The 22,345-nt window shown below is 62.7% G+C and carries 15 protein-coding genes and 1 riboswitch; of the genes, 12 read left to right on the forward strand and 3 right to left on the reverse strand.

Annotated elements, in window-relative coordinates; translation table 11 throughout:
• Window positions 1–179: 179 nt before the first annotated feature.
• Window positions 180–2,801, reverse strand: coding sequence for a valine--tRNA ligase (valS, locus tag M1E02_RS08745; RefSeq protein WP_479377660.1), 2,622 nt, complete (start codon window positions 2,799–2,801; stop codon window positions 180–182).
• Window positions 2,802–2,892: 91 nt separating this feature from the next.
• Here valS and M1E02_RS08750 point away from each other — a divergent pair, with 91 nt between their 5' ends.
• Window positions 2,893–3,657: an SDR family oxidoreductase gene (locus tag M1E02_RS08750; protein WP_479377661.1), complete on the forward strand. Its 765-nt coding sequence runs from the start codon at window positions 2,893–2,895 to the stop codon at window positions 3,655–3,657.
• A 78-nt stretch (window positions 3,658–3,735) separates the two neighbouring features.
• Here the strand turns inward: M1E02_RS08750 and M1E02_RS08755 are convergent, their stop codons facing one another.
• Window positions 3,736–4,755 (reverse strand): endonuclease/exonuclease/phosphatase family protein, encoded by a 1,020-nt coding sequence (locus M1E02_RS08755; protein WP_479377662.1) that lies wholly within the window; start codon window positions 4,753–4,755, stop codon window positions 3,736–3,738.
• A 390-nt stretch (window positions 4,756–5,145) separates the two neighbouring features.
• Here M1E02_RS08755 and ileS point away from each other — a divergent pair, with 390 nt between their 5' ends.
• Genes ileS through ndk form a run of 4 tightly spaced genes read left to right on the forward strand, consistent with a single transcriptional unit; the run spans window position 5,146 to window position 10,771 of the window.
• On the forward strand, window positions 5,146–8,484 hold the full coding sequence (gene ileS, locus M1E02_RS08760; RefSeq protein ID WP_479377663.1) for an isoleucine--tRNA ligase: 3,339 nt from the start codon (window positions 5,146–5,148) through the stop codon (window positions 8,482–8,484).
• A 3-nt stretch (window positions 8,485–8,487) separates the two neighbouring features.
• Window positions 8,488–9,849, forward strand: a complete 1,362-nt coding sequence (locus tag M1E02_RS08765; protein WP_479377664.1) for a bifunctional folylpolyglutamate synthase/dihydrofolate synthase — start codon at window positions 8,488–8,490, stop codon at window positions 9,847–9,849.
• Window positions 9,850–9,852: 3 nt separating this feature from the next.
• Window positions 9,853–10,317, forward strand: coding sequence for a DUF4233 domain-containing protein (locus M1E02_RS08770; RefSeq protein WP_247045801.1), 465 nt, complete (start codon window positions 9,853–9,855; stop codon window positions 10,315–10,317).
• 40 nt (window positions 10,318–10,357) lie between these two features.
• The gene (ndk, locus tag M1E02_RS08775; RefSeq protein ID WP_479377665.1) at window positions 10,358–10,771 is read left to right on the forward strand and encodes a nucleoside-diphosphate kinase; all 414 of its coding nucleotides are present in this window, start codon (window positions 10,358–10,360) and stop codon (window positions 10,769–10,771) included.
• Between the two features lie 96 nt (window positions 10,772–10,867).
• On the opposite strand, the gene M1E02_RS08780 is transcribed toward ndk, so the two are convergent.
• On the reverse strand, window positions 10,868–11,545 hold the full coding sequence (locus M1E02_RS08780; protein ID WP_479377666.1) for a vitamin K epoxide reductase family protein: 678 nt from the start codon (window positions 11,543–11,545) through the stop codon (window positions 10,868–10,870).
• Between the two features lie 501 nt (window positions 11,546–12,046).
• On the opposite strand from M1E02_RS08780, the gene M1E02_RS08785 reads away from it, so the two are divergent.
• The 7 genes from M1E02_RS08785 to M1E02_RS08815 all read left to right on the forward strand — a co-directional run bounded on the left by M1E02_RS08785 (window position 12,047) and on the right by M1E02_RS08815 (window position 22,290).
• Window positions 12,047–15,304, forward strand: coding sequence for an Rne/Rng family ribonuclease (locus tag M1E02_RS08785; protein ID WP_479377667.1), 3,258 nt, complete (start codon window positions 12,047–12,049; stop codon window positions 15,302–15,304).
• A gap of 118 nt (window positions 15,305–15,422) precedes the next feature.
• Window positions 15,423–15,520: riboswitch (TPP riboswitch) on the forward strand.
• Window positions 15,503–17,083, forward strand: a complete 1,581-nt coding sequence (locus M1E02_RS08790; protein WP_479377668.1) for a bifunctional hydroxymethylpyrimidine kinase/phosphomethylpyrimidine kinase — start codon at window positions 15,503–15,505, stop codon at window positions 17,081–17,083. (Overlaps the previous riboswitch by 18 nt.)
• A gap of 342 nt (window positions 17,084–17,425) precedes the next feature.
• Entirely contained in the window at window positions 17,426–17,734 is a 309-nt protein-coding gene (rplU, locus tag M1E02_RS08795) for a 50S ribosomal protein L21 (protein WP_247045937.1), read from the forward strand.
• Window positions 17,735–17,794: 60 nt separating this feature from the next.
• Window positions 17,795–18,058, forward strand: a complete 264-nt coding sequence (rpmA, locus tag M1E02_RS08800; protein WP_247045811.1) for a 50S ribosomal protein L27 — start codon at window positions 17,795–17,797, stop codon at window positions 18,056–18,058.
• Between the two features lie 119 nt (window positions 18,059–18,177).
• A complete protein-coding gene (gene obgE, locus M1E02_RS08805; protein WP_479377669.1) occupies window positions 18,178–19,767 on the forward strand; it encodes a GTPase ObgE in 1,590 nt (529 codons plus the stop codon).
• A complete protein-coding gene (gene proB, locus M1E02_RS08810) occupies window positions 19,757–20,908 on the forward strand; it encodes a glutamate 5-kinase (RefSeq protein ID WP_479377670.1) in 1,152 nt (383 codons plus the stop codon). Before obgE ends, proB begins: the two co-directional genes overlap by 11 nt.
• A gap of 107 nt (window positions 20,909–21,015) precedes the next feature.
• Window positions 21,016–22,290 carry a glutamate-5-semialdehyde dehydrogenase gene (locus tag M1E02_RS08815; protein ID WP_479378108.1) on the forward strand — a complete coding sequence of 425 codons (1,275 nt, stop codon included), beginning with the start codon at window positions 21,016–21,018 and terminating at the stop codon, window positions 22,288–22,290.
• The last annotated feature ends 55 nt before the right edge of the window (window positions 22,291–22,345 follow it).

A 22,345-nucleotide genomic window follows, 5' to 3' on the forward strand; every position in this document is an offset into this window, starting at 1 on the left:
GACGCAGCCTTCGGCAAAGTCAGAAGCAGACTACCAGTGACGGGGTAGGAAGACCTGAAAATCCGAGGATCTTGCCAGACTGTCAAAGACGTCACCAGACAGCCGAAAAGTCGAAGCCCCACCAACGGCAAAACGCTGATGGGGCTTCCCCTTTGCCCAAAAATAGCTCCCGGGCCCTCCTAGGCCTTCTGCACCTCTTCGGCGGGAGCCAATTCCACCGCACTCACGGTCAATTCACCGTTTGCAGCTTCCAAGGTCAGCTCCCGGGCATTGGAGGCGGCTTTGAGATCGCCCAGGCCAGCCCTCAGCTGCGCAGTCAGCGCCTCAGAGGCAGTGATGGTCGCGGACAGAACCTCGGTGCGCTGTTTGACCTTGGCCTCGGACTTGGCCTTGCGGATTCCGCTGAGTGCGGTTCCCACGGTTGCGAGCATGGTGGTGTCGCCGTCGGCAACCTCCAGAACAGAGGGCCAGGCCGCACGGTGAACCGAACCTGAGCGCCACCAGCTCCACACTTCCTCGGTTGCGAAGGGCAGGAAGGGTGCGAAGAGGCGCAGCAGCGTGTCCAGGGTGGTAGCGAGGGCTGCCAGAACCGATGCCTGTTCGGTCGGCCCGGATGCACCGTACGCGCGGTCCTTGATGAGCTCCACGTAATCGTCCGTGAACTGCCAGAAGAAGCTCTCGGTAATCTGCAGCGCCCGGGCGTAGTCGTAGTTCTCAAAAGCCTTGGTGGCCTGCTGCACTACGTCCGAAAGCTGCGCGAGCACGGCGCGGTCCAAGGGGTTGGTCAAAACGGACAAGTCGCCTGAAACCACTGAGTTTTCCGTTGCGCCGAGATTCAGGACGAACTTCGAGGCGTTCAGCAGCTTGATGGCCAGCCTGCGGCCGATTTTCATTTGCGCGATCTCGTAGGCCGTATCCGCTCCCAGCTTGGCCGATGTAGCCCAGTACCTCACGGCGTCGGAGCCGAACTCTTCCAGGATGTCGGTAGGAACCACTACGTTGCCCTTGGACTTGGACATCTTTTTCCGCTCGGGGTCCAGGATCCAGCCAGAGATGGCAGCGTGTTTCCAGGGCGCCGCGTTCTGCAGGGCGTCGGCCCGGACGGCCGAGGAGAAGAGCCACGTCCGGATGATGTCGTGGCCCTGCGGGCGGAGATCGAAGGGGAAGACCTTGGCAAAGAGTTCTTCGTCGCGGCTCCAGCCGCCCACGATCTGCGGCGTCAGGCAGGAAGTGGCCCAGGTATCCAGGATATCGGCGTCCCCGGTGAAGCCACCCGGAACGTCCCGCTGGGCTTCTTCGTAGCCTGGTGCCGCATCGGCGGCCGGGTCCACGGGCAGAGCCTCGTCTGCCGGAAGGACCGGTGCGTCGTACTGCGGGTTGCCGTCAGCATCCAGCGGGTACCAGACAGGAATGGGCACACCGAAGAAGCGCTGACGGGAAACCAGCCAGTCTCCGTTCAGCCCCGAGATCCAGTTCTCGTAACGTGACCGCATGAAGGATGGGTGGAATTCAATCTCATGGCCGCGGGCGATGAGTCGTTCGCGGCGGTCCTCGTCGCGTCCGCCGTTGCGGATGTACCACTGGCGGGAGGTCACCACTTCGAGGGGCTTGTCGCCCTTTTCATAGAAGTTGACCGGGTGCATGATCTTCTTCGGCTCGCCATCGAGCAGGTCAGCCGCAGAAAGCAGCTTCACCACCGATTCCTTGGCGCTGAACACTGTCTTACCGGAGATGGCTTCAAAAGCTTCACGGCCGGCGTCGGTGGTGATCCATTCCGGGGTCTCGCCGATGATCCGACCATCCCGGCCTACAATGGCACGGGTGGGCAGCTGGAGCTCCCGCCACCAGGTGACGTCGGTCAGATCACCGAATGTGCAGACCATCGCAATGCCTGAACCCTTGTCGGCCTTGGCGAGGTGGTGGGCCTTGACCTCCACCTCCACGCCGAAGAGGGGCGAGGTGACCTTCTTGCCGAACAGCGGCTGGTAGCGCTCGTCGTCGGGGTTTGCCACAAGAGCGGCACACGCGGCCAGGAGTTCCGGGCGGGTGGTCTCGATGTAGATCTTTTCGCCGTCTTCGGTGAAGAACGGGTAGCGGTAGTACGCGCCGGCTACCTCGCGGTCCTCCAGCTCGGCCTGCGCCACAGCCGTGCGGAAAGTCACGTCCCACAGGGTTGGAGCCTCAGCCATGTAGGCGTCACCGGCAGTCAGGTTGGCCAGGAAGGCGCGCTGTGAGACGGCTCGGGAGTTATCGTCAATGGTCCGGTAGGTGAGGTTCCAGTCGACGGACAGCCCAAGGGTCTGGAAGAGGTTCTCGAAGACTTTCTCGTCCTCAACGGCCAGTTCCTCGCAGAGTCCAATGAAGTTCCGGCGCGAGACGACGTCGAAATCGCGCTGGTTCCTGGCTGGCACGGCCGGCGGCTGGTAATCGGCGTTATACGGAATGGCAGGATCGCAGCGCACACCATAGAAGTTCTGTACGCGGCGTTCCGTGGGCAAGCCGTTGTCGTCCCAGCCCATGGGGTAAAAGACGTTCTTGCCGGACATCCGCTGATAGCGTGCCAGCGCGTCCGTCTGCGTGTACGAGAACATGTGGCCCACATGAAGGGATCCTGATGCCGTCGGCGGGGGAGTGTCTATGGAATAGACCTGTTCACGCGTCGTCTGGGGATCGAACTTGTAGGTGCCTTCGTTCAGCCAGCGTTGCGTGAGGGCAGCTTCGAGCCCTTCCAGCGCGGGTTTGTCGGGAACGTTGATAGGGGCAGTGGTGGGCGTGTCTGTACCCTGATTTGCTTGAGCCATGGAGCAATTGTTTCACGGTCTCTTACATGGCCGGCACGGGAGTTGCTCACACCCGAATTCGCGGAGCCCCCGATCCCGCTAGGGTGGTGCCATGACTGAGGAGACACCGAACAAGACGGCAGTGGTTACCGGAGCCAGCACAGGCATAGGCGAGTCTACTGTCCGTGCACTGCGTAAAGAGGGCTGGAACGTTTTCGCGGTGGCCCGCCGCGAGGAACGGCTGGCCTCGCTGGCTGCCGAGACTGGCGCCGTCGGTATTCCGGCGGACATTACCCAGGACGCCGACGTCGCACGGCTGCTGGCGGAGGTCACAAAGGCCGGAGGTGCTGACACGCTGGTCAATATCGCCGGTGGTGCCCGCGGCACCGACAAGGTGGGGGACGCAAAGTCCGACGACTGGACCTGGATGTTCGAGGTGAATGTCCTGGGAACCATGAAACTTACGCGAGCGTTCCTGCCCATGCTTCGCGCCAACGGCAAAGGCACTGTACTGAACCTCACCTCCACTGCCGGCCTGGTGGCATATGAGGGCGGTGCGGGCTACAACGCAGCCAAGTTCGGCCAGCACGCCCTGACCGGGGCACTCCGGCTGGAAGAGGCGGAGCACAACATCCGCGTCATCGAAATTGCGCCGGGGATGGTGCAAACGGAGGAATTTTCCCTCAACCGCCTCGGAGGTGACCGCACGGCCGCTGAAAGTGTCTACCAGGGCGTCGAGAACCCCCTGACAGCCGATGACGTAGCCGACGTCGTCCGGTACGCCGTCACGGCACCCCACCATGTGAACCTGGACCAGATAGTGATCCGGCCGGTAGCGCAGGCGGCCAATCACAAAGTAATCCGGAAGACCACTTAGTCAGCGGTCAAGGCAAGTCTCCTGACAAGGCAATCCTTCTGGACAGACCCTCCGGGGTGGCACCTCCTGGACCAGCGGTCACCCGGCGGCCGGGATCAGGAGAGTGGCAATGATGGCAGCATGATCAGAGCCTGGGACGCGGTGTACTGAATAGCCGGAGCTCTGCACCTGTGGGCTTGTCACCACATGGTCAATCACGATCCCGGGCAGCCACGGACCTTCCATGGGCCAGGTTGGGAGCAGCCGTGAGCCAGTGGCCGTTCCCACATCCACCATTGTGGTATCGGTTGGTCCTTGGCCCAGTAGTTGCCTGAACTCGGAGTGGTCATAGGTGGCGTTGAAGTCCCCGATCAGCAATTGGTTCCCGGAACGGTCTGCCACCCGTCCAAGCGCCCGCAGATCGCTTCTCCACTGCTCAACCCGGACATCCACCGGAGGCAGTGTATGAACGTTCGTCGTCTCGAGCACGGCAGTCCGTGCTTCGTGGCGGACAGTCACCCGGACCGTGGGCATCTGGAACGGGCTGTCGGGAACCTCACCCACCGGCTGCAGGGAATGCACCGAATAAATGGCGCTTCCCGCTGCATCATCGGTGGGATCGCTGATCCTGTTCGGGAGTATGGTTCCTATGCCCTCGGCAGTAAGCCGGTCCTCCAAGGCCTGGCTGTGTTCCTGGATCGTCACCAGTCCAACACCGTTCTCCCTGACCAGCCGGACTATCTCCCGGGCATCGGCCTCTCCATACTCGGAGTTGATGTTCATGACTGTGAGTTCCACCGTTGGCGCGGAAGCCCCTGGCACGTGCCGGCCTGCGTCCAGGGGGAACAGCCAGAACAACTGCGCAGCGAGGAGCCCCCCGGCGATGACCATTGCCCAGGCTTTCCTGCCCAAAACAGCCAAAACAACGGCAGCGGCTGCAGGTAACACCAGCCAAGGCGTGAAGGACAGCAACTGGACCACCGGCGTCGGCCATTCAGCAGGGATGGCGCGGAAGACGGACAGCACCGCCACAGGCAGGCTTACCAGGATGGCCATGAGACGGACAGCAAAGCGAAAGCCGGAAGGTGGGGCAGCCAGTTCGGCGGTAGGCAGTGTCATGACCATGAGTCTAGGGATGACGGTGGCCCCTCGCCGATTCCGGCGGAGGGATTCCGGTTAGCGGGCCCCGGCGGGGAACCGTTAGACTGGCTGCAACAGCTTTGACCCGGCAATCACCGGCGAGCTTCCGGAAGAACGCCCTCACCGCACGTTATGCGCGGGGAGGGTCAGTAGAGCCGGACGGGTAAGCCCGTCACAGCAGTAATGAGCGGCCGACGCCGGTTCAGCTTCCCCAGGGGGAGTCAGACGGCGGAGGTAAGTGAGGTGGTACCGCGGTGCCGGGCTACGTTGGAAAGTATCGCAGGACAGCGAGACTGGACAACCAGCCAGAAGCCGTCCTCGCATCCTGAATGAATCCACTTATTCACCAGCTCAAACCAGGATGTCGAAATGACCCATTACCCCAAGGCCTCGGCCGCACCTACCGGTGCAGCCTCCCCTACCTCAGGTGTATCCGCCTCCGTGAAATTTCCGGAGATTGAAGAGCGGATCCTGAAGTACTGGGACCAGGACGGGACATTCCAGGCGAGCATCGACCAGCGCCCTTCGGATCTTCCGGGAGGCGCCCCCGGCAGCAACGAGTTCGTCTTCTACGACGGCCCGCCCTTCGCCAACGGTCTGCCTCACTACGGCCACCTCCTGACCGGCTACGCCAAAGACCTGGTGGGCCGTTACCAGACGCAGCGCGGAAAGCGTGTCGAGCGCCGGTTCGGCTGGGACACCCATGGGCTTCCTGCGGAACTCGAAGCCATGAAACAGCTCGGCATGACGGACAAGACCCAGATCGAAGCCATGGGCATCGACAAATTCAACGACGCGTGCCGGGCCTCGGTCATGAAGTACGCCGATGAGTGGAAGAACTACGTCACCCGCCAGGCCCGCTGGGTGGACTTTGAAAATGACTACAAGACGCTCAACGTCGAATACATGGAGTCCGTGCTCTGGGCGTTCAAGCAGCTCCACAAAAAAGGCCTCACCTACAACGGCTACCGGGTGCTGCCGTACTGCTGGAAGGACGAGACACCGCTCTCCAACCATGAATTGCGGATGGACGACGACGTCTACAAGAACCGCCAGGACCAGACCGTCACCGTGACGTTCCCCATCAAGGCAGGAACATCGGAACTGTCCCGGAGCCTCGAAGGGGTGCAGGCGCTCGCCTGGACCACAACGCCCTGGACGCTGCCCACCAACCTGGCGCTCGCCGTCGGACCGTCCATCACGTATGCCGTGCTTCCGGCGGGTCCTAACGGCATCAAAGCCGCCTCCCCTGAAGCGCCGGTGACCGGAAGCTTCCTTCTGGCTGCGGACCTTCTGGGTATGTACGCAAAGGACCTCGGATATGGCGATGGCGCGGCGGGTGTTGAAGCCGCCCAGGCCGCCGTGACGGTCACTGTCACAGGCGCTGAGCTTGACGGGCTTCAGTACCAGCCGCTCTGGAATGACTTCAGCGACGCCGAGAAGTTTGGCACGGAGAACGCCTGGCGATTCCTGGTGGCCGACTACGTCACCACCACGGACGGCACGGGCATCGTCCACCAGGCCCCGGCCTATGGTGAAGATGACCAGAAGGTCTGTGAAGAGGCCGGCATCCCAGTGGTCCTGTCCGTGGATGAGGGTGCCAAATTCCTGCCGCTCTTCGCCCACGGAGACCTTCACGACATCGTGGGGCTGCAGGTGTTCGACGCCAACAAGCCCATCACACAGGTGCTCCGGGCGCAGGGACGCCTGGTCCGCCAGGCCAGCTATGAGCACAGCTACCCGCACTGCTGGCGCTGCCGTAACCCCCTGATCTACCGCGCCGTGTCCTCCTGGTATGTGGAAGTCACCAAGTTCAAAGACCGCATGTCCGAGCTCAACCAGGAAATCAACTGGATCCCGGGCAACGTCAAGGACGGGCAGTTCGGCAAGTGGCTGGAAAACGCCCGCGACTGGTCCATCAGCCGGAACCGCTACTGGGGCAGCCCCATCCCGGTGTGGCAGTCCACTGACCCCGAGTACCCGCGTACCGATGTCTACGGCTCGCTTGCAGAGATTGAGGCAGATTTTGGCCGGCTGCCGCTGAACAAGGACGGCCAGGTTGACCTGCACCGGCCCTTCATCGACGAGCTGACAAGGCCCAACCCGGACGACCCCCGGACTCCGGAAGAGGGCCAGTCGGTCATGCGCCGTGTGGAGGACGTCCTGGACGTCTGGTTCGACTCCGGCTCCATGCCCTACGGCCAGGTCCACTACCCGTTCCAAAACGAGGAATGGTTCGACACCCACAACCCCGCAGATTTCATCGTGGAGTACATCGGGCAGACCCGCGGCTGGTTCTACATGCTGCATATCCTGTCCACGGCACTGTTTGATCGTCCGGCTTTCAGGAACGTCATCAGCCACGGCATCGTGCTGGGCTCTGACGGGCAGAAGATGTCCAAGAGCCTGCGGAACTACCCTGACGTGTCCGAGGTCCTGGACCGCGACGGCTCCGACGCGATGCGCTGGTTCCTGATGTCCAGCCCCATCCTGCGTGGTGGGAACCTCGTGGTCACCGAGCAGGGAATCCGCGACGGCGTCCGCCAGGTAATCCTGCCGCTCTGGAACGTTTACAGCTTCTTCACGCTGTACACGAACGCTTCGGCCGGTGGCGACGGCTATGAAGCCAAGCTCCGCTATGACGGCTACACGGACACCATGGACCAGTACCTGCTGGCCAACACCGGTGATCTGGTGCGGAATATGACCGCGCAGCTGGACAGCTACGACATCTCCGGTGCCTGCGATGAACTCCGCAGCTATCTGGATATGCTCACCAACTGGTACGTCCGCCGCAGCCGTCAGCGCTTTTTCGACGAGAACGTGAATGCCTTCGACGCGCTCTACACCGCACTTGAGGCTGTTTGCCGCGTTTCCGCATCCTTGCTGCCCCTCGTGTCCGAGGAGATCTGGCGCGGACTGACGGGCGGGCGCTCCGTGCACCTGGCCAACTGGCCGGACGCCGGGCTGTTCCCTGCCAATGCGCGCCTCGTCGAGGCAATGGACCGTGTCCAGCAGATCTGCTCCACTGGCTCGTCCCTCCGTAAGGCAGCGAACCTCCGTGTGCGGCTGCCGCTTCAGGAACTCACTGTGGTGGCACCCGGCGCAGATGCGCTGGAAGGTTTCGCCGCCGTCGTCGCCGATGAATTGAACCTGCGTTCAGTGCGGTTGCTCGACGCCGCCAGCGCCTCCCCGGAGGAGTTCGGGATCGAGCAGAAACTCGTGGTCAACGCGAGGGCCGCGGGACCGCGTCTGGGGAAGAACGTCCAGCAGGCCATCAAGGGCTCGAAGTCCGGTGACTGGTCGGTTAACGAAGCAGGGGTGGTTACGGCCGGTGGCCTGGAACTGGAGCCGCAGGAGTACACGCTGGAGACTGTCGTTGCGGATTCCGCAGCGGGTACCGGATCCCGGGCAGCCGGGGTGCTGCCAGGAGGCGGATTCGTGGTCCTCAACATCGAAGTCAGGCCTGAACTCGAAGCAGAGGGCCTGGCACGCGACATGGTCCGCGCCATCCAGCAGGCACGCAAGGATGCCGGACTGAACGTCAGTGACCGTATCCGGACGACTGTCACAGCGGCACAGGGCATCGTGGACTCCCTGCTGGCCAATGCGGATCTGGTCAAGACCGAGACACTCACTGTGGATCTGGTCGCTACTCCCGCCGACTCGGCAGAACCGCGAATCGCCGTCGAAAAAATAGGGGCCTGAGCAATGACTGACGAATTTTCCGTAGAAAGCGTCTACGCCGAACTGTTGGGCCGTGCCCCCGAAAACAAGATGGAGCCGCGGCTTGCCCCCTTGTTCCGGGCGATGGAAATCCTGGGGGAGCCGAACAAGGCTTTCCCGATCATCCACATCACCGGCACCAACGGGAAGACCTCCACCGCCCGGATGATCGAGGCAGGCTTGCGCGCGCACGGCCTCAGCACCGGGCGTTACACCAGCCCGCATCTCTCCAAGGTGACGGAACGGATCAGCATTGACGGCTCGCCGGTACCGGATGAAACCTTCGTGCGGATCTGGGACGAGATCCGGCCCTACCTGGACATTGTGGATAAAGAGCTCCTTGCCGAAGGCCAGCCCCGGCTGACCTACTTCGAATGCCTCACCATCCTCGGCTTCGCTGTTTTTGCAGACCAGCCGGTCAACGTTGCCGTGATGGAAGTGGGCCTGGGCGGCATCACCGACGCCACCAATGTGGGCGACGGGCAGGTCGCCGTCATCACACCCATCTCGCTGGACCACACGGACCTGCTCGGCGACACCACTGAGGACATCGCCTACGAGAAAGCGGGCATCATCAAGCCCGGAGGATTCCTGGTCAGCGCAGCGCAGCCGGTGGACGCAGCACAGGTGCTGCTGGAAAAGGCGAAGGACGTCCAGGTTCCGTTCCGCTTTGAGGGCGTCGAGTTCGGCGTTGCCTCACGCACCGTTGCTGTCGGCGGCCAGGTTGTGACCATCCAGGGCCTCGCAGGCCGCTACGAGGACCTGCTGTTGCCGCTGCACGGCGCGCATCAGGCTGAGAATGCGGCTGTGGCCGTGGCAGCCCTTGAGGCATTCCTCGGCGGCGGGGAAAAAGAGCTCGACGCCGAAATCCTCCAGGAGGCTTTCGCCTCCGTCACCTCGCCCGGCCGCCTGGAAGTGGTGCGGACTGCACCGACCATCATCGTGGACGCGGCCCACAACCCTGAAGGAATCCGGGTCTCGGCCGAAGCAATCCATGAAGCCTTCACTCTGACCAAGCTCGTGGTTGTAGTGGGAGTGCTCAAGGAAAAGGATGCGGAGGAGATTCTCAGACAGCTCAAGGAGTCACTGGGCGATCTGGCCGCTGAATACTGCTTTACGCAGTCCAACTCGCCCCGCGCAGTCCCGGCGGAAGACCTTGAAGAGCTGGCCCTTGACCTGGGATTCGGCGAGGACAACGTCCACGTCGCCGCCCAGCTGGACGACGCCCTCGAATGGGCCGTGGAGCGCGCAGAGTCAAATGACGACCTCTCCGGCGGTGTCCTGGTGACCGGATCCATCACCCTTGTTGCAGAAGCCCGCATCCTGCTGGGGAAGACGGAGGTCTAAGCAATGGCCAGACTTACCAAGGCCCAGCGTGAATGGCAGCCGGGCATGCCGAAGAAACGCCGCTCCACGAAGGTAATGTTCGCTTCGACTGTCCTGTTGCTTGAGGGCTTCGTGGCCTTCTTCGCCACCCTGGCGGTATTTGGCCTGCGGCGCGGGGAAATTTCTCCCGTGCTCATCCTTTCCGTCGGCATCGCGTTGAGTCTCGTCCTCGTTTTCACCTGTGCCGTGCTGTCCAAACCCTGGGGCGTAGGCCTCGGGTGGGTGCTGCAGCTTGTGTTGATTCTTACCGGACTCGTGGAACCCATGATGTTCCTCGTTGGCGGGCTGTTCGCGCTTGCCTGGTGGTACGGCATCCGCACCGGCATCCGGCTCGACTCTGAAGCCGCACAGCGCGAGCGTGAACAGGCCGAATGGGAAGCCTCGCATCCTGTCGGAAGCGAGCCCGAAGCAGGGAGCGAAACCCCGTAGACTTACGGAGAACCCCACCACCAACTACTTTGGAGCACCTGTGAGCGTTGAGCGCACCCTCGTACTGATCAAGCCCGACGGCGTTGTCCGGAACCTGAGCGGCATCATCCTGAGCCGGATTGAGGCCAAGGGCTACACCCTTGCCGAGTTGAAAAAGGTCAATGCCAGCAGGGAACTGCTCGAGCAGCACTATGCCGAGCACGCCGGCAAGCCGTTCTACGAGCCCCTCGTGGAATTCATGCTCAGCGGCCCGGTGGTTGCTGCCATCTTCGAAGGCCACAAAGTGATCGAGGGCTTCCGCTCGCTGGCGGGCACCACCGATCCCACCACCGCCGCTCCCGGAACCATTCGTGGCGACTTCGGCCGTGATTGGGGCCTGAAGGTCCAGCAGAACCTGGTCCATGGCTCCGATTCCGTCGATTCGGCCGAGCGCGAGATCGCCATCTGGTTCTAGTAGGCACGCAAACTCCTGGGGCCACTTAGCCCCCCGAGATGACAGATAAGGCCAATGTCCGGCCCGGACATTGGCCTTATCTGCACTCTCGGCGCTCTAGAAACTGCCGTTGCCAACAAACATGTTGAGGAAAGCGAAAAAGATCGAGGCGATAACGGCTACGTACAGGAGTGCCGTGATGATCCAGCCATAATCGCCAAGTATCTTTGCCAGACGGGCGGGAACGGGCATGACTTTGTGGCTGACGTTGCGGATCGTCACCCAGACGAACAGCGGAATCATGGCAGCCCAGACAACCATGCAGAACGGGCACAGGATGTGGATGTCGTACAGTGCCTGATACCAGAGCCAGACCACGAAGATGAAGCCCAGGGTCACCCCGGTTTGAAGGCCCAGCCAGTACCACCGGCCGAACGTGGCCCCGGCAAGCAGCCCCATGCCCGTGGTGATAATGATGGCGAACGCCACGATTCCCATGAACATGTTGGGGAATCCGAAGACTTCACTTTGCCACTGCTGCATGACCTGACCGCAGGAGATCCAAGGGTTGACGTCGCATACGGTGGTGTAGTTGGCATCTTTTAGCGTTTCGAGTTTCTCGAGAACCAGAATTCCCGACGCGAGCCAGCCGATGATGCCCGTGGTAACCAGGAGCCAGCCGAACGGGCGGGCGCGGGTCATCGGAGGCAACCCCTGCTCCTCGGGGCTTCCGGCTACGTCGGTGAAACCCTCTGCAGGCGCAGCGCCGCCAGTGGTCTTGGAGATGCTGGGCATGAGCTTGATGCGTCCTTTGTGTTGAGTGGTCTTTGCCCGATTGTAACGCCGGACTCTGGGTGCGCGGTGTGACGGCGTGAGCATACGTGATACTCCACTGCGTGATAGTCCCTCTGAGTCGCCGGCACTGTAGCCACTGTTGTGCGCGTCCCCGCTGAATCGACTTCTCGTGTGAGAGAATGAACGTGGCTGGAAGACGAACCACATTCGGATTCCGGTCCGGTGACTTGTTTCCCAAGACCGCCAATGATGAGCAGGGCACGCCGGGGATCTTCGATCACGGCCTATCCCGCAATGCCATTGGACGGCACCTGGTTGTGGCTGGTAGAACAACGGGTTTTCAGAACAATTTCGCCGGCCCTCCAGGGCTGCCGCACCCCACTGCCGGTGCGAACCTGAGGGTATTCAATTGACTTCTGTCAATGCCTGCGGGTTTTGACAATATGTGCCCCAATGGGTGCCGAATGTGGCGGTACGTCAGGGGCAGGAGTATAGCCACATATGGATAAAGACCAAGTTGTAGCCGTTAACGTCGACGCTGCGGAAGCACCCGAAGCGCCAAAGAAGGCCACCCGGACCCGCCGCAAAGCCATCCCCAAGGCACAGGCCGTCACCGCAGAGGGCATCCCCATCGATCAGGACGCTGCCGCCACGGACACGGGTGAAGCAACCGCGGCACCTGAAAAGGCTGCCCCCGCCAAGCGGAGCCGTGCCCGCAAACCAGCAGAGTCCGCCGTCGCCGAGGAAGCGATCGTCACCGGCAAGGCAGCACCTGCCGAGGAGGCAGCATCCGCTGGGGAAGCAGCAGTAGATCCCGCCCTGGAAGACGCCCCGGAGAAGAAGCCTGTGCGTCGGCGTGCCAGCCGTGCAAAAGCAGCTGCTGCCACGGTGGAAGAGGAAGCCGCCGGTACAACTCCGGAGCCCGCCGAAGCACCAGCTGACACTGTGCAGTCTGCCGGTGCCGCTGTTCCTGCTCCCGGCCAGGACACTGAAGCTGCCGAGGAACGCCAGGAAACCACGGAAGTAGCGGCCGAAGAGCAGCCCAAGCCTGAGACGGCCGGCGCGGTGGGTTCCTTGTTCCTGGAACCCGGTTCGGTGACCTCCATGATTTTTCAGGCGCCAGATCTCAGTACGGTCGTCAGGCCTGTACCGGCACCTGTTGCCGAGGACGAAGATGAAGCCGAGAACACATCTGACGAGGGCGAACTGGACGAATCCGGCAACCGCCGCCGTCGCCGTAGCCGTGGCCGCCGTGGCCGTAGCCGCGGAACCGACCGTGAGGCCGAAGACGAGACGGAGGACACCGACGGTGACGCCGGTGAAGCGGAAGCTGATGAGCAGGGGACTGCAGTCTTGGGCGACGGCGTTACGTCGCGCCGCCGTCGTCGTCGCCGCCGTGGTGACCAGGACATTGAACTTACCGGCGGGGGAGACGACGATCCTCCCAACACGGTAACGAGGGTCCGCGCACCGCGCGCCGTCACAGAGGCTCCGGTGAGTAACCGCGTCACCAGCGTCAAGGGTTCCACCCGCCTTGAAGCGAAGAAGCAGCGCCGGCGCGAATCCCGTGACACGGGCCGCCGGCGTACGGTCATCACTGAAGCTGAATTCCTGGCACGCCGTGAATCCGTTGACCGGCAGATGATCGTCCGCCAGCGCGACGACAGAATCCAGATCGCAGTTCTCGAAGACGGCGTTTTGGCCGAGCACTTCGTGTCCAAGACCCAGCAGGATTCACTGATCGGCAACGTCTACCTGGGCAAGGTCCAGAACGTGTTGCCGTCCATGGAAGCTGCGTTCGTCGACATCGGCCGCGGCCGCAATGCCGTGCTGTACGCTGGCGAGGTCAACTGGGATGTTGCAAGCCTGGAAGGCAAGCAGCGCCGCATCGAGAACGCACTCAAGTCAGGCGATTCCGTGCTCGTGCAGGTCACCAAGGACCCCGTAGGACACAAGGGAGCCCGCCTCACCAGCCAGATTTCCCTGCCGGGCCGCTACCTGGTCTATGTGCCGGGCGGTTCCATGACCGGAATCTCACGCAAGCTTCCCGACGTCGAACGGAACCGGCTCAAGCGGATCCTCAAGGACCGCCTGCCCGAAGATGCGGGCGTCATCGTCCGCACTGCGGCCGAGGGAGCTTCCGAAGAAGAGCTGACGCACGACATCAACCGCCTCCGCGCACAGTGGGAGGGCATTGAAAGCCAGGCGACCTCCACGAAGGTCCTGGCGCCGGAACTGCTCTACGGGGAACCTGACCTCACCATCAAGGTGGTCCGTGACGTCTTCAACGAGGACTTCTCGAAGCTGATCGTCTCCGGCGAGGAGGCCTGGGACACCATCGAGGCCTATGTGACCTACGTGGCACCGGACCTCGTTGGCCGCTTGGAAAAGTGGACCAAGGACCAGGACATCTTCTCGGCCTGGCGCATCGATGAGCAGATCCACAAGGCACTGGACCGCAAGGTCTTCCTGCCCTCCGGTGGCTCCCTGGTGATCGACCGTACTGAGGCGATGACGGTAGTGGACGTCAACACGGGCAAGTTCACCGGCAGCGGCGGAAACCTCGAAGAGACCGTCACCAAGAACAACCTGGAAGCTGCCGAGGAAGTCGTCCGCCAGCTGCGCCTGCGGGACATCGGCGGCATCATCGTTATCGACTTCATCGACATGGTCCTGGAGTCCAACCGGGATCTGGTGCTCCGCCGGATGGTCGAGTGCCTGGGCCGGGACCGGACCAAGCACCAGGTGGCTGAAGTTACCTCCCTGGGCCTGGTCCAGATGACCCGTAAGCGGATGGGTACCGGCCTCCTTGAGGTCTTCGGCGAGCAGTGCGAGCATTGCGCGGGCCGCGGCGTTGTCACGCATGACGAGCCCGTGGAGCACCGCAGGGCCAACACCGTTGCAGCAGAGCACTACGTGCCGCGTGCCGAAGTGCAGCCTGCTGCGCGGACAGAGCGCAAGCGGCGTCGCGGCAAGGGTGGACAGGCCCTGGGCGAGCCACTGACCCTTCCGGCACCCGTCCACGCTGAACCCACCGACGCCGAACGCCACGCTAAGGCCGAGGCTACCCGGGCAGCGTTGGCCAACATTGCCGCCGCCGCGCATGCAGCCCACCTTCATGACGACGACATTCAGGCAGCCCGTGCCAGTACAACCGGTGCAGAACGGGAAGCTGTCCGCTCGGAATCCGTTGCCCAGGCACCTTCCCGCTCGCGGGAAACGTCGCGGGCGCAGGCAGCTGAGCCCGTTCAGGCGGGTTCCGAGGCCGGGCGAAGCGGCCAGGGCGAGGAGACGTCCGGTGGACGTCCCGCCGCAGTCCTTACCTTCGGCGGTGAACGAGTGGTTCTGCCGTTCGTGGACCACGCGGGTGAAGCGTCCACGGGGACACCAGAGCTGACCCTGGATCTGCTGGCTGAGGCCTTTGCCCACCTTGGTGAACAGAGCGACCAGCCACAGGAGACTGAGGAAACGCGGAAGCCTGAGGAAACCCAAAAGCCTGCCACCGCGGCGGCCACTGCCTCAGAGGTACGTGCGGCTCCGGCCACGGCAGGTTCTTCCTCCAGGCGGGGACGCCGTAACCGCAGCGCCAGCCGTGCGCAGGGAGCCGCGAACGAGACCGCCGTCGAGCAGAACCAGGATGCGCCTGCCGCCACCGGTTCCACTCACGCGGCCAAGGCTCCGGAGGCGCCCGCCAAGCCGGCCGCCTCGGCAGGGGAGCCCATCATCCTCGGTGTGGGAGTGCCTGCCTCGGAGCTGTAAAGAGTGGGTGTGTCAATGCCCCTGCAGTCAATAGGCGTTAGGTAGGGCTGAAGCCCGGACCGGAATCACCCGGTCCGGGCTTCAGCTGTTTAACATTCCCCCGCACCCGCTAGGCTGGGTTCCTGACACGGGGTGCCGCGCAAAGGGCCGGCTGAGATCCAAACCCGTTGAACCTGTCCGGTTAGTACCGGCGAAGGGATGTCTCCTTTGTCCTCTACGTTTTTGCAGTCACCTGCGGCTGCCGATACTGCCCCAGCGGTTCTCCGCGCCATCCCCCGAGTACTGGCGATAGCTGGCTCAGACCCGTCAGGCGGTGCCGGAATACAGGCAGACCTGAAGAGCATCGCTGCAAATGGCGGCTACGGAATGGCAGTGGTTACGGCACTCACAGCGCAGAACACCCAAGGCGTCCGGGCCGTCCATGTGCCGCCCGCTGCCTTCCTGGCCGAACAGCTGGAGGCCATCAGCGACGACATCGTCGTGGATGCCGTGAAAATCGGGATGCTCGGAGACGCTGATGTCATCGGGGTGGTCAGGAGCTGGCTCACTAAGGTGCGTCCCGGCGTCGTGGTCCTGGATCCTGTCATGGTGGCCACCAGCGGGGACCGGCTGCTCCAGGAATCCGCCGAATCAGCACTGCGTGCGCTGCTGCCGCTTGCTGATCTCCTCACGCCCAACCTCGCAGAACTCGCCATGCTGCTGAAGGAGCCCCTGGCGCCGGATTGGGAAGCGGCACTGGAACAGGGCAAACGCCTTGCCGCCGTCACCGGCGCCACCGTATTGGTTAAGGGTGGGCATCTCGACGGCGGGGAGTGCCCGGATGCCCTCGTAAGCGCCGTGGCAGGGCTCGAGGCGGAGGTGGTGGTGGTTCCGGGTGACCGTGTGCCAACGAGGAACAGCCACGGAACGGGATGTTCACTTTCGTCAGCTTTGGCGACGGCCCAAGCGCGGCTGGGAAACTGGGAAGAGGCCCTTCGGGAGGTCAAGCCCTGGCTCCGTGGAGCCTTGGAAGAATCAGACATCCTGGAGGTGGGCAGGGGAGCAGGTCCGGTTAATCACTTCCATCACTTCCATGACTTCCATCAAACCCCCGAAGTCGTGCTCGAAGGGCAGCCAGCAGTGCAGCCCGGAAAAGCCTTCATGGCGGAGCTGCGCGAGAGCGCTGACCATCATTTGTCATCCATATACCGTCTCGATTTCATCCGTGGCCTCGTTGAAGGCTCCCTACCCGAAGAGCAGTTCGCCTACTACCTCAGCCAGGACGCGATCTATCTGAACGGATATTCGAGGGTGCTCGCAAGGGCATCCGCGATGGCTCCCAGCGAAGAGGAACAGCTATTCTGGGCGCGGTCCGCCCAGCAGTGCCTGGAAGTTGAATCAGAACTCCACCGCAGTTGGCTCAGCACCCGCCCCGTCCAGTCAGTGCTGGGGCCAGTGACAAAGTCATACGTGGACCACCTCCTGGCCAGCTCGCTGGCGGGAAGCTACGGCGTGCTTATTGCTGCTGCTTTGCCATGCTTCTGGCTTTACGCAGAAGTAGGAGCCACTCTTCACGCGGAGTTCCAGGCCACCGGAGCTCCGGCGGGACATGCCTACGCCGACTGGCTGCGGACTTATGCGGACGAGGAGTTTGCCGCCGCAACACGCCAGGCCATCGGGTTTACCGAGAGGGCCGCACTGGCAGGTTCCGAAGCCGAGCGCCAAGCAATGGTGGTGGCGTTCGGGCAGTCCTCCCTCTACGAGGTGGAATTCTTCGACGCGCCACGCCTGCACGCGTGAACCTGAAGCGGGCAGGGAGCCTGTAAGATCATGGGGCAAGGTTCGGGAAGTCGTCAGGTAAGCCGTTGTGGCCCCTATCACGTACTCAGCCCCGGAACCAGCCTCATTTGCGGCCGAAGGCAAAATTAGCGTAAACTAGATCTTCGGTGCTTACGCCAACACTTGGGTTTTGACCTCGGGAACGGGCCACTTGGAAAACAAGTGGACATTGTTTCCGGGCTAGCTCACGGATTTCCTTGAGGAATCCACGGCGTTGAGGCACAGCGTGAGCCAGGCCAAACAACCGGACCCAGGTTCCGCACGCAAATTTAGTAAGAAACGTCGAGAGAAGTGAGTTCCCAAGTGGTGTACGCGATTGTCCGCGCAGGCGGCCGCCAAGAGAAGGTTTCCGTTGGAGACTTCGTTACCCTGAACCGCGTCACCGGTGGAGCCGGCAGCACTATTCAGCTGCCCGCACTGCTCCTGGTAGACGGTGACAAGATCACGTCCGCAGCTGCGGATCTGGCTAAGGTAACTGTTACGGCTGAAATCCTCCAGGACCTCCGTGGTCCGAAGATTGTCATCCAGAAGTTCAAGAACAAGACCGGCTACAAGAAGCGCCAGGGTCACCGTCAGGAATTGACCAAGGTCAAGATCACCGGTATCAAGTAGCCACTGGTTACTGTTCAGGTTTTCAGCAGATTCCCCAGAATTTAGAGGCAGGCATTTCAAATGGCACATAAAAAAGGCGCGAGCTCCACTCGCAACGGTCGTGACTCGAACGCACAGTACCTTGGCGTCAAGCGCTTCGGTGGCCAGGTCGTTTCGGCAGGCGAAATCATCGTCCGCCAGCGTGGCACCCACTTCCACCCGGGCGCCGGCGTAGGACGCGGCGGCGACGACACCCTGTTCGCACTGCAGGCAGGCGCTGTTGAATTCGGCACCCGCCGCGGCCGTCGGGTCGTGAACATCGTTACTGCTGCAGCTGCAGAGTAACAAATAGTTTTTGAACCGGTGGAGCGGGCCATATGGTCCGCTCCACCGGTGTTTTAACCGCATTACAATCATCTTGGGCATCTTTCGGACGTCCGGAAAACAGCACTGAGGAGATCCACGTGGCGAGCTTTGTAGACCGGGTAGTACTGCACGTATCCGGCGGTACCGGCGGCCATGGCTGTGTTTCCGTACACCGTGAAAAGTTCAAGCCGCTGGGCGGCCCCGACGGTGGAAACGGCGGCAATGGCGGCGACGTCATCCTGCGCGTTGACCACCAGACCACCACCTTGCTGGACTACCACCATGCGCCGCACCGTCACGCGACCAATGGCGGTCCGGGGATGGGCGACTGGCGCGGCGGTAAGAACGGCGAAACTCTGATCCTGCCGGTACCGGATGGCACCGTGGTCAAATCCAAGGACGGCAAAGTCCTCGCTGACCTCGTAGGTGAAGGTGCAGAGTACGTAGCGGCTGCCGGCGGAATCGGCGGCCTGGGAAACGCTTCACTCTCCTCACAAAAGCGCCGTGCCCCAGGGTTCGCCCTCCTCGGCATTGAAGGCGAATCCAGCGACATCGTCCTGGAACTCAAGTCCATCGCGGACATCGCCCTGGTCGGGTTCCCGTCGGCGGGCAAGTCCAGCCTGATCGCCGCCATGTCTGCAGCCCGGCCCAAGATCGCCGATTACCCGTTCACCACGCTTATCCCCAACCTTGGAGTTGTGCAGGCCGGCGAGGTCCGTTTCACCATCGCCGACGTTCCCGGCCTCATTGAAGGCGCCAGCGAAGGCAAGGGCCTTGGCCACAACTTCCTCAGGCATGTCGAACGCTGCGCTGCCCTGGTTCACGTCCTCGATTGCGGCACCTTGGAATCCGATCGCGATCCGCTGTCAGACCTCGCCATCATTGAGGCCGAACTTGAGAAGTACGCCGTCGACATGAGCTATGCCGGAACGGACGGCGAGGTTGTGCCGCTGAACCATCGCCCGCGTCTGGTTGCCCTGAATAAGGTGGACCTCCCGGACGGCAAGGACATGGCCGAATTTGTGCGCCCTGAACTGGAATCACGTGGATATCGTGTCTTCGAGATTTCTGCGACAAGCCACGAGGGACTCCGCCAGTTGGGCTTCGCCATGGCAGAAATCGTCAAGGCAGCCCGCGACGCCGTGGCCTCCACCCCGCCGAAGGTCCACGCTCCGGTGCTCCGCCCCCGCGCGGTCAATGAAGCAGGCTTCAAGATCCGCAGGGAAGAGAAGAACCTGGAGCCGTTGTTCCGCGTGCTTGGTGACAAGCCGGTCCGCTGGGTCAAGCAGACTGACTTCACCAACGAGGAAGCCATCGGCTACCTCGCGGACCGCCTGGCTAAGCTCGGCGTCGAGAATGAGCTGTTCAAACAGGGCGCCAAGCCCGGCGACACCGTGGTGATCGGCGAAGACGACGGCGTGGTCTTCGACTGGGAGCCCACCATGATGGCCGGTGCGGAGCTGCTCGCATCACCTCGCGGCACCGACGTACGCTTCGCCGACATCGGCGACCGTCCCACGCGTGGCCAGAAACGCGACGAGCAACAGGATCGCAAGGACGCCAAGGCCGCCGCCCGCGCCGAACTGGAAGCAGAACGCAAGGCTGGTATCTGGACCGAATCCGTGAGCGGCCGCCGTGCTGCACGCCCGCTCAAGGAGAGTGGACTGGGCGCGGAAGATGACGACTAAGGCCGTGAGCCCGGTCAGGACCCCAGCGGTTCCTGACCGGAGCGTCCTTTCGGGTGCCCGCCGCATCGTGGTGAAGGTGGGTTCGTCCTCTCTCACCAGCATCAAGGGCGGTATTTCTGAAGAGGCCTTGACCGGCCTTGCCGATGCTCTGGCCCACAAGCGGAACGCCGGGACGGAGATCATCCTGGTCTCTTCAGGGGCCATTGCCGCTGGCCTGGCACCCCTCGGTTTGGCGAAACGCCCCCGGGATCTTGCCACCCAGCAGGCTGCAGCCAGCGTTGGCCAGGGGCTCCTGATGGCCCGTTATACACAGGCTTTCGGTGCCCATGGGGTGACGGTCAGCCAGGTACTCCTGACCGCCGATGACTTCATGCGCCGCAGCCAGCACACCAATGCTTTCCGTGCCCTCGACAGGCTCTTGAACCTTGGCGTGGTGCCGGTGGTCAACGAAAACGACACCGTGGCTACCCACGAGATCCGCTTCGGTGACAACGACCGCCTCGCCGCCCTGGTGGCCCACCTGGTGCGCGCCGACGTCCTGGTCCTGCTGTCCGACGTCGACTCGCTTTACGACGGGCCCCCCTCACACGGTGCCCTGCGGATTCCGCACGTTGCCGGGCCGCATGATCTCGACGGCGTCTCGATCGGCAGCGCAGGCAAGGCCGGGGTAGGGACCGGAGGAATGCTCACTAAAGTGGAAGCGGCGTCCATTGCCGCAGGCTCCGGAATCCATGCGCTTGTCACCTCCACCCGGAACGCCGCGGCAGCCCTGGCTGGGGAGGATGTTGGCACGTGGTTCTCCGTCAACGGCTCCCGGAAACCCATCCGGCTCCTTTGGTTGGCTCACCTCGCCTCCGTAAAGGGGCGCCTGGTTCTCGACGACGGTGCGGTGCTGGCTGTCCGGGACCGGCGGACATCATTGCTCCCCGCGGGTATTTCCGCCGTGCACGGCGATTTTGAAGCGGGCGACGCCGTCGAGATGGTTTCCGCCGACAACACCGTGATTGCGCGCGGACTTGTCAACTACTCTGCCTCCGAACTTCCCCAGATGCTGGGGCGCTCCACGAAGGAACTCGGCAAGGCCCTGGGCCGGGGTTATGACCGTGAAGTTGTTCACGTTGACGATCTGGTGCTGGTTTAGCCCGCCCGCTCGCCTAAACTTGAACCATGACTGAGGCCCTGATTCCCAATGCACCTGCGATTTCCGAGGAAACCCCTGTGGTTGTCCCGGTTCCGGACGCTGGAATTATGCCGTCGACTCCTGCCGAAGTAGAAGCCGCCGTCCACGCAATCGCAGACCGCTCCCGCCACGCCGCACGGCGGATGGCGCGGGCCAACCGTGCGTGGAAAGACCGGGCGCTCCGGGCCGTCGGTGATGCCCTGCTCGAGCACCGCGGCCGGATTCTGGCCGCTAACGCAAAGGATGTGGCCGCGGGCAAAGCCAACGGCACCTCAATTGCGCTGCTGGACAGGCTGACGCTGGACGAGAAGCGCATTGAAGCCCTCGCCGCGGCCCTGGAGAGTCTCGCCAATCTGCCTGATCCCGTTGGAAATGTGGTGCGGGGGCAGACACTGCCCAACGGTTTGCGCCTGCGCCAGATTAACGTGCCCATGGGAGTGGTGGCCGCAATTTATGAGGCCCGCCCCAATGTCACGGTCGACATCGCCGGTCTCGCGCTGAAGAGCGGCAATGCCGTCATCCTGCGAGGCGGAACGGCAGCGGCCTCAACCAACGACGCCTTGGTTCAGATCCTGCGGGATGCCCTGGAATCAGTCGGCCTCCCGGCTGACGCCGTCCAGACTGTTGACCAGTACGGGCGTGAAGGCGCGAATGCATTGATGCGTGCCCGTGGACGCGTGGATGTCCTGATTCCCCGGGGCGGCCGCGAGCTCATCCAGACGGTCGTCGCGAACTCTGCGGTTCCTGTCATTGAGACCGGCGAAGGAAACGTCCACATCTTCATCGACGAATCCGCCGATGAAGAGATGGCAACAGAGATCCTCCTCAACGCCAAGACGCAGCGTCCGAGCGTCTGCAACACCGTGGAGACCCTTCTGGTCCATTCCGGATCGAGTGTCCTTCCCGCTGTTGCCTCTGCGCTACGCAAGGCAGGGGTCACCCTTCACACTGATGAGAGGACCCGCGCAGCTTTGCCGGCCTCTGTTGACACTGTTCCTGCCACAGACGAGGACTGGGCCACCGAATACATGGACCTGGATCTCGCAGTGGCAATCGTGGACAGCCTGGACGACGCCGTGAAGCACATCAGGACGTGGTCCACTGGTCATACCGAGGCAATTCTGACCAACAACCTCGCCAATGCTGAACGGTTCATCGCCGAGGTGGATTCGGCCGCAGTGATCGTGAACGCGTCAACGCGCTTCACTGACGGCGGTGAGTTCGGTCTCGGAGCCGAGGTAGGAATTTCCACCCAAAAACTCCATGCACGCGGACCCATGGGGCTGCCCGAACTGACCACTACCAAGTGGATTGTCCAGGGCGAGGGCCAAATCCGCAGCTAGCAAAGCTGTAACATAGAACAGAAGTCCTGACGGTGGGACCGCCCGCCGTCGTCAT

Source organism: Arthrobacter sp. Z5-13 (assembly GCF_056499105.1).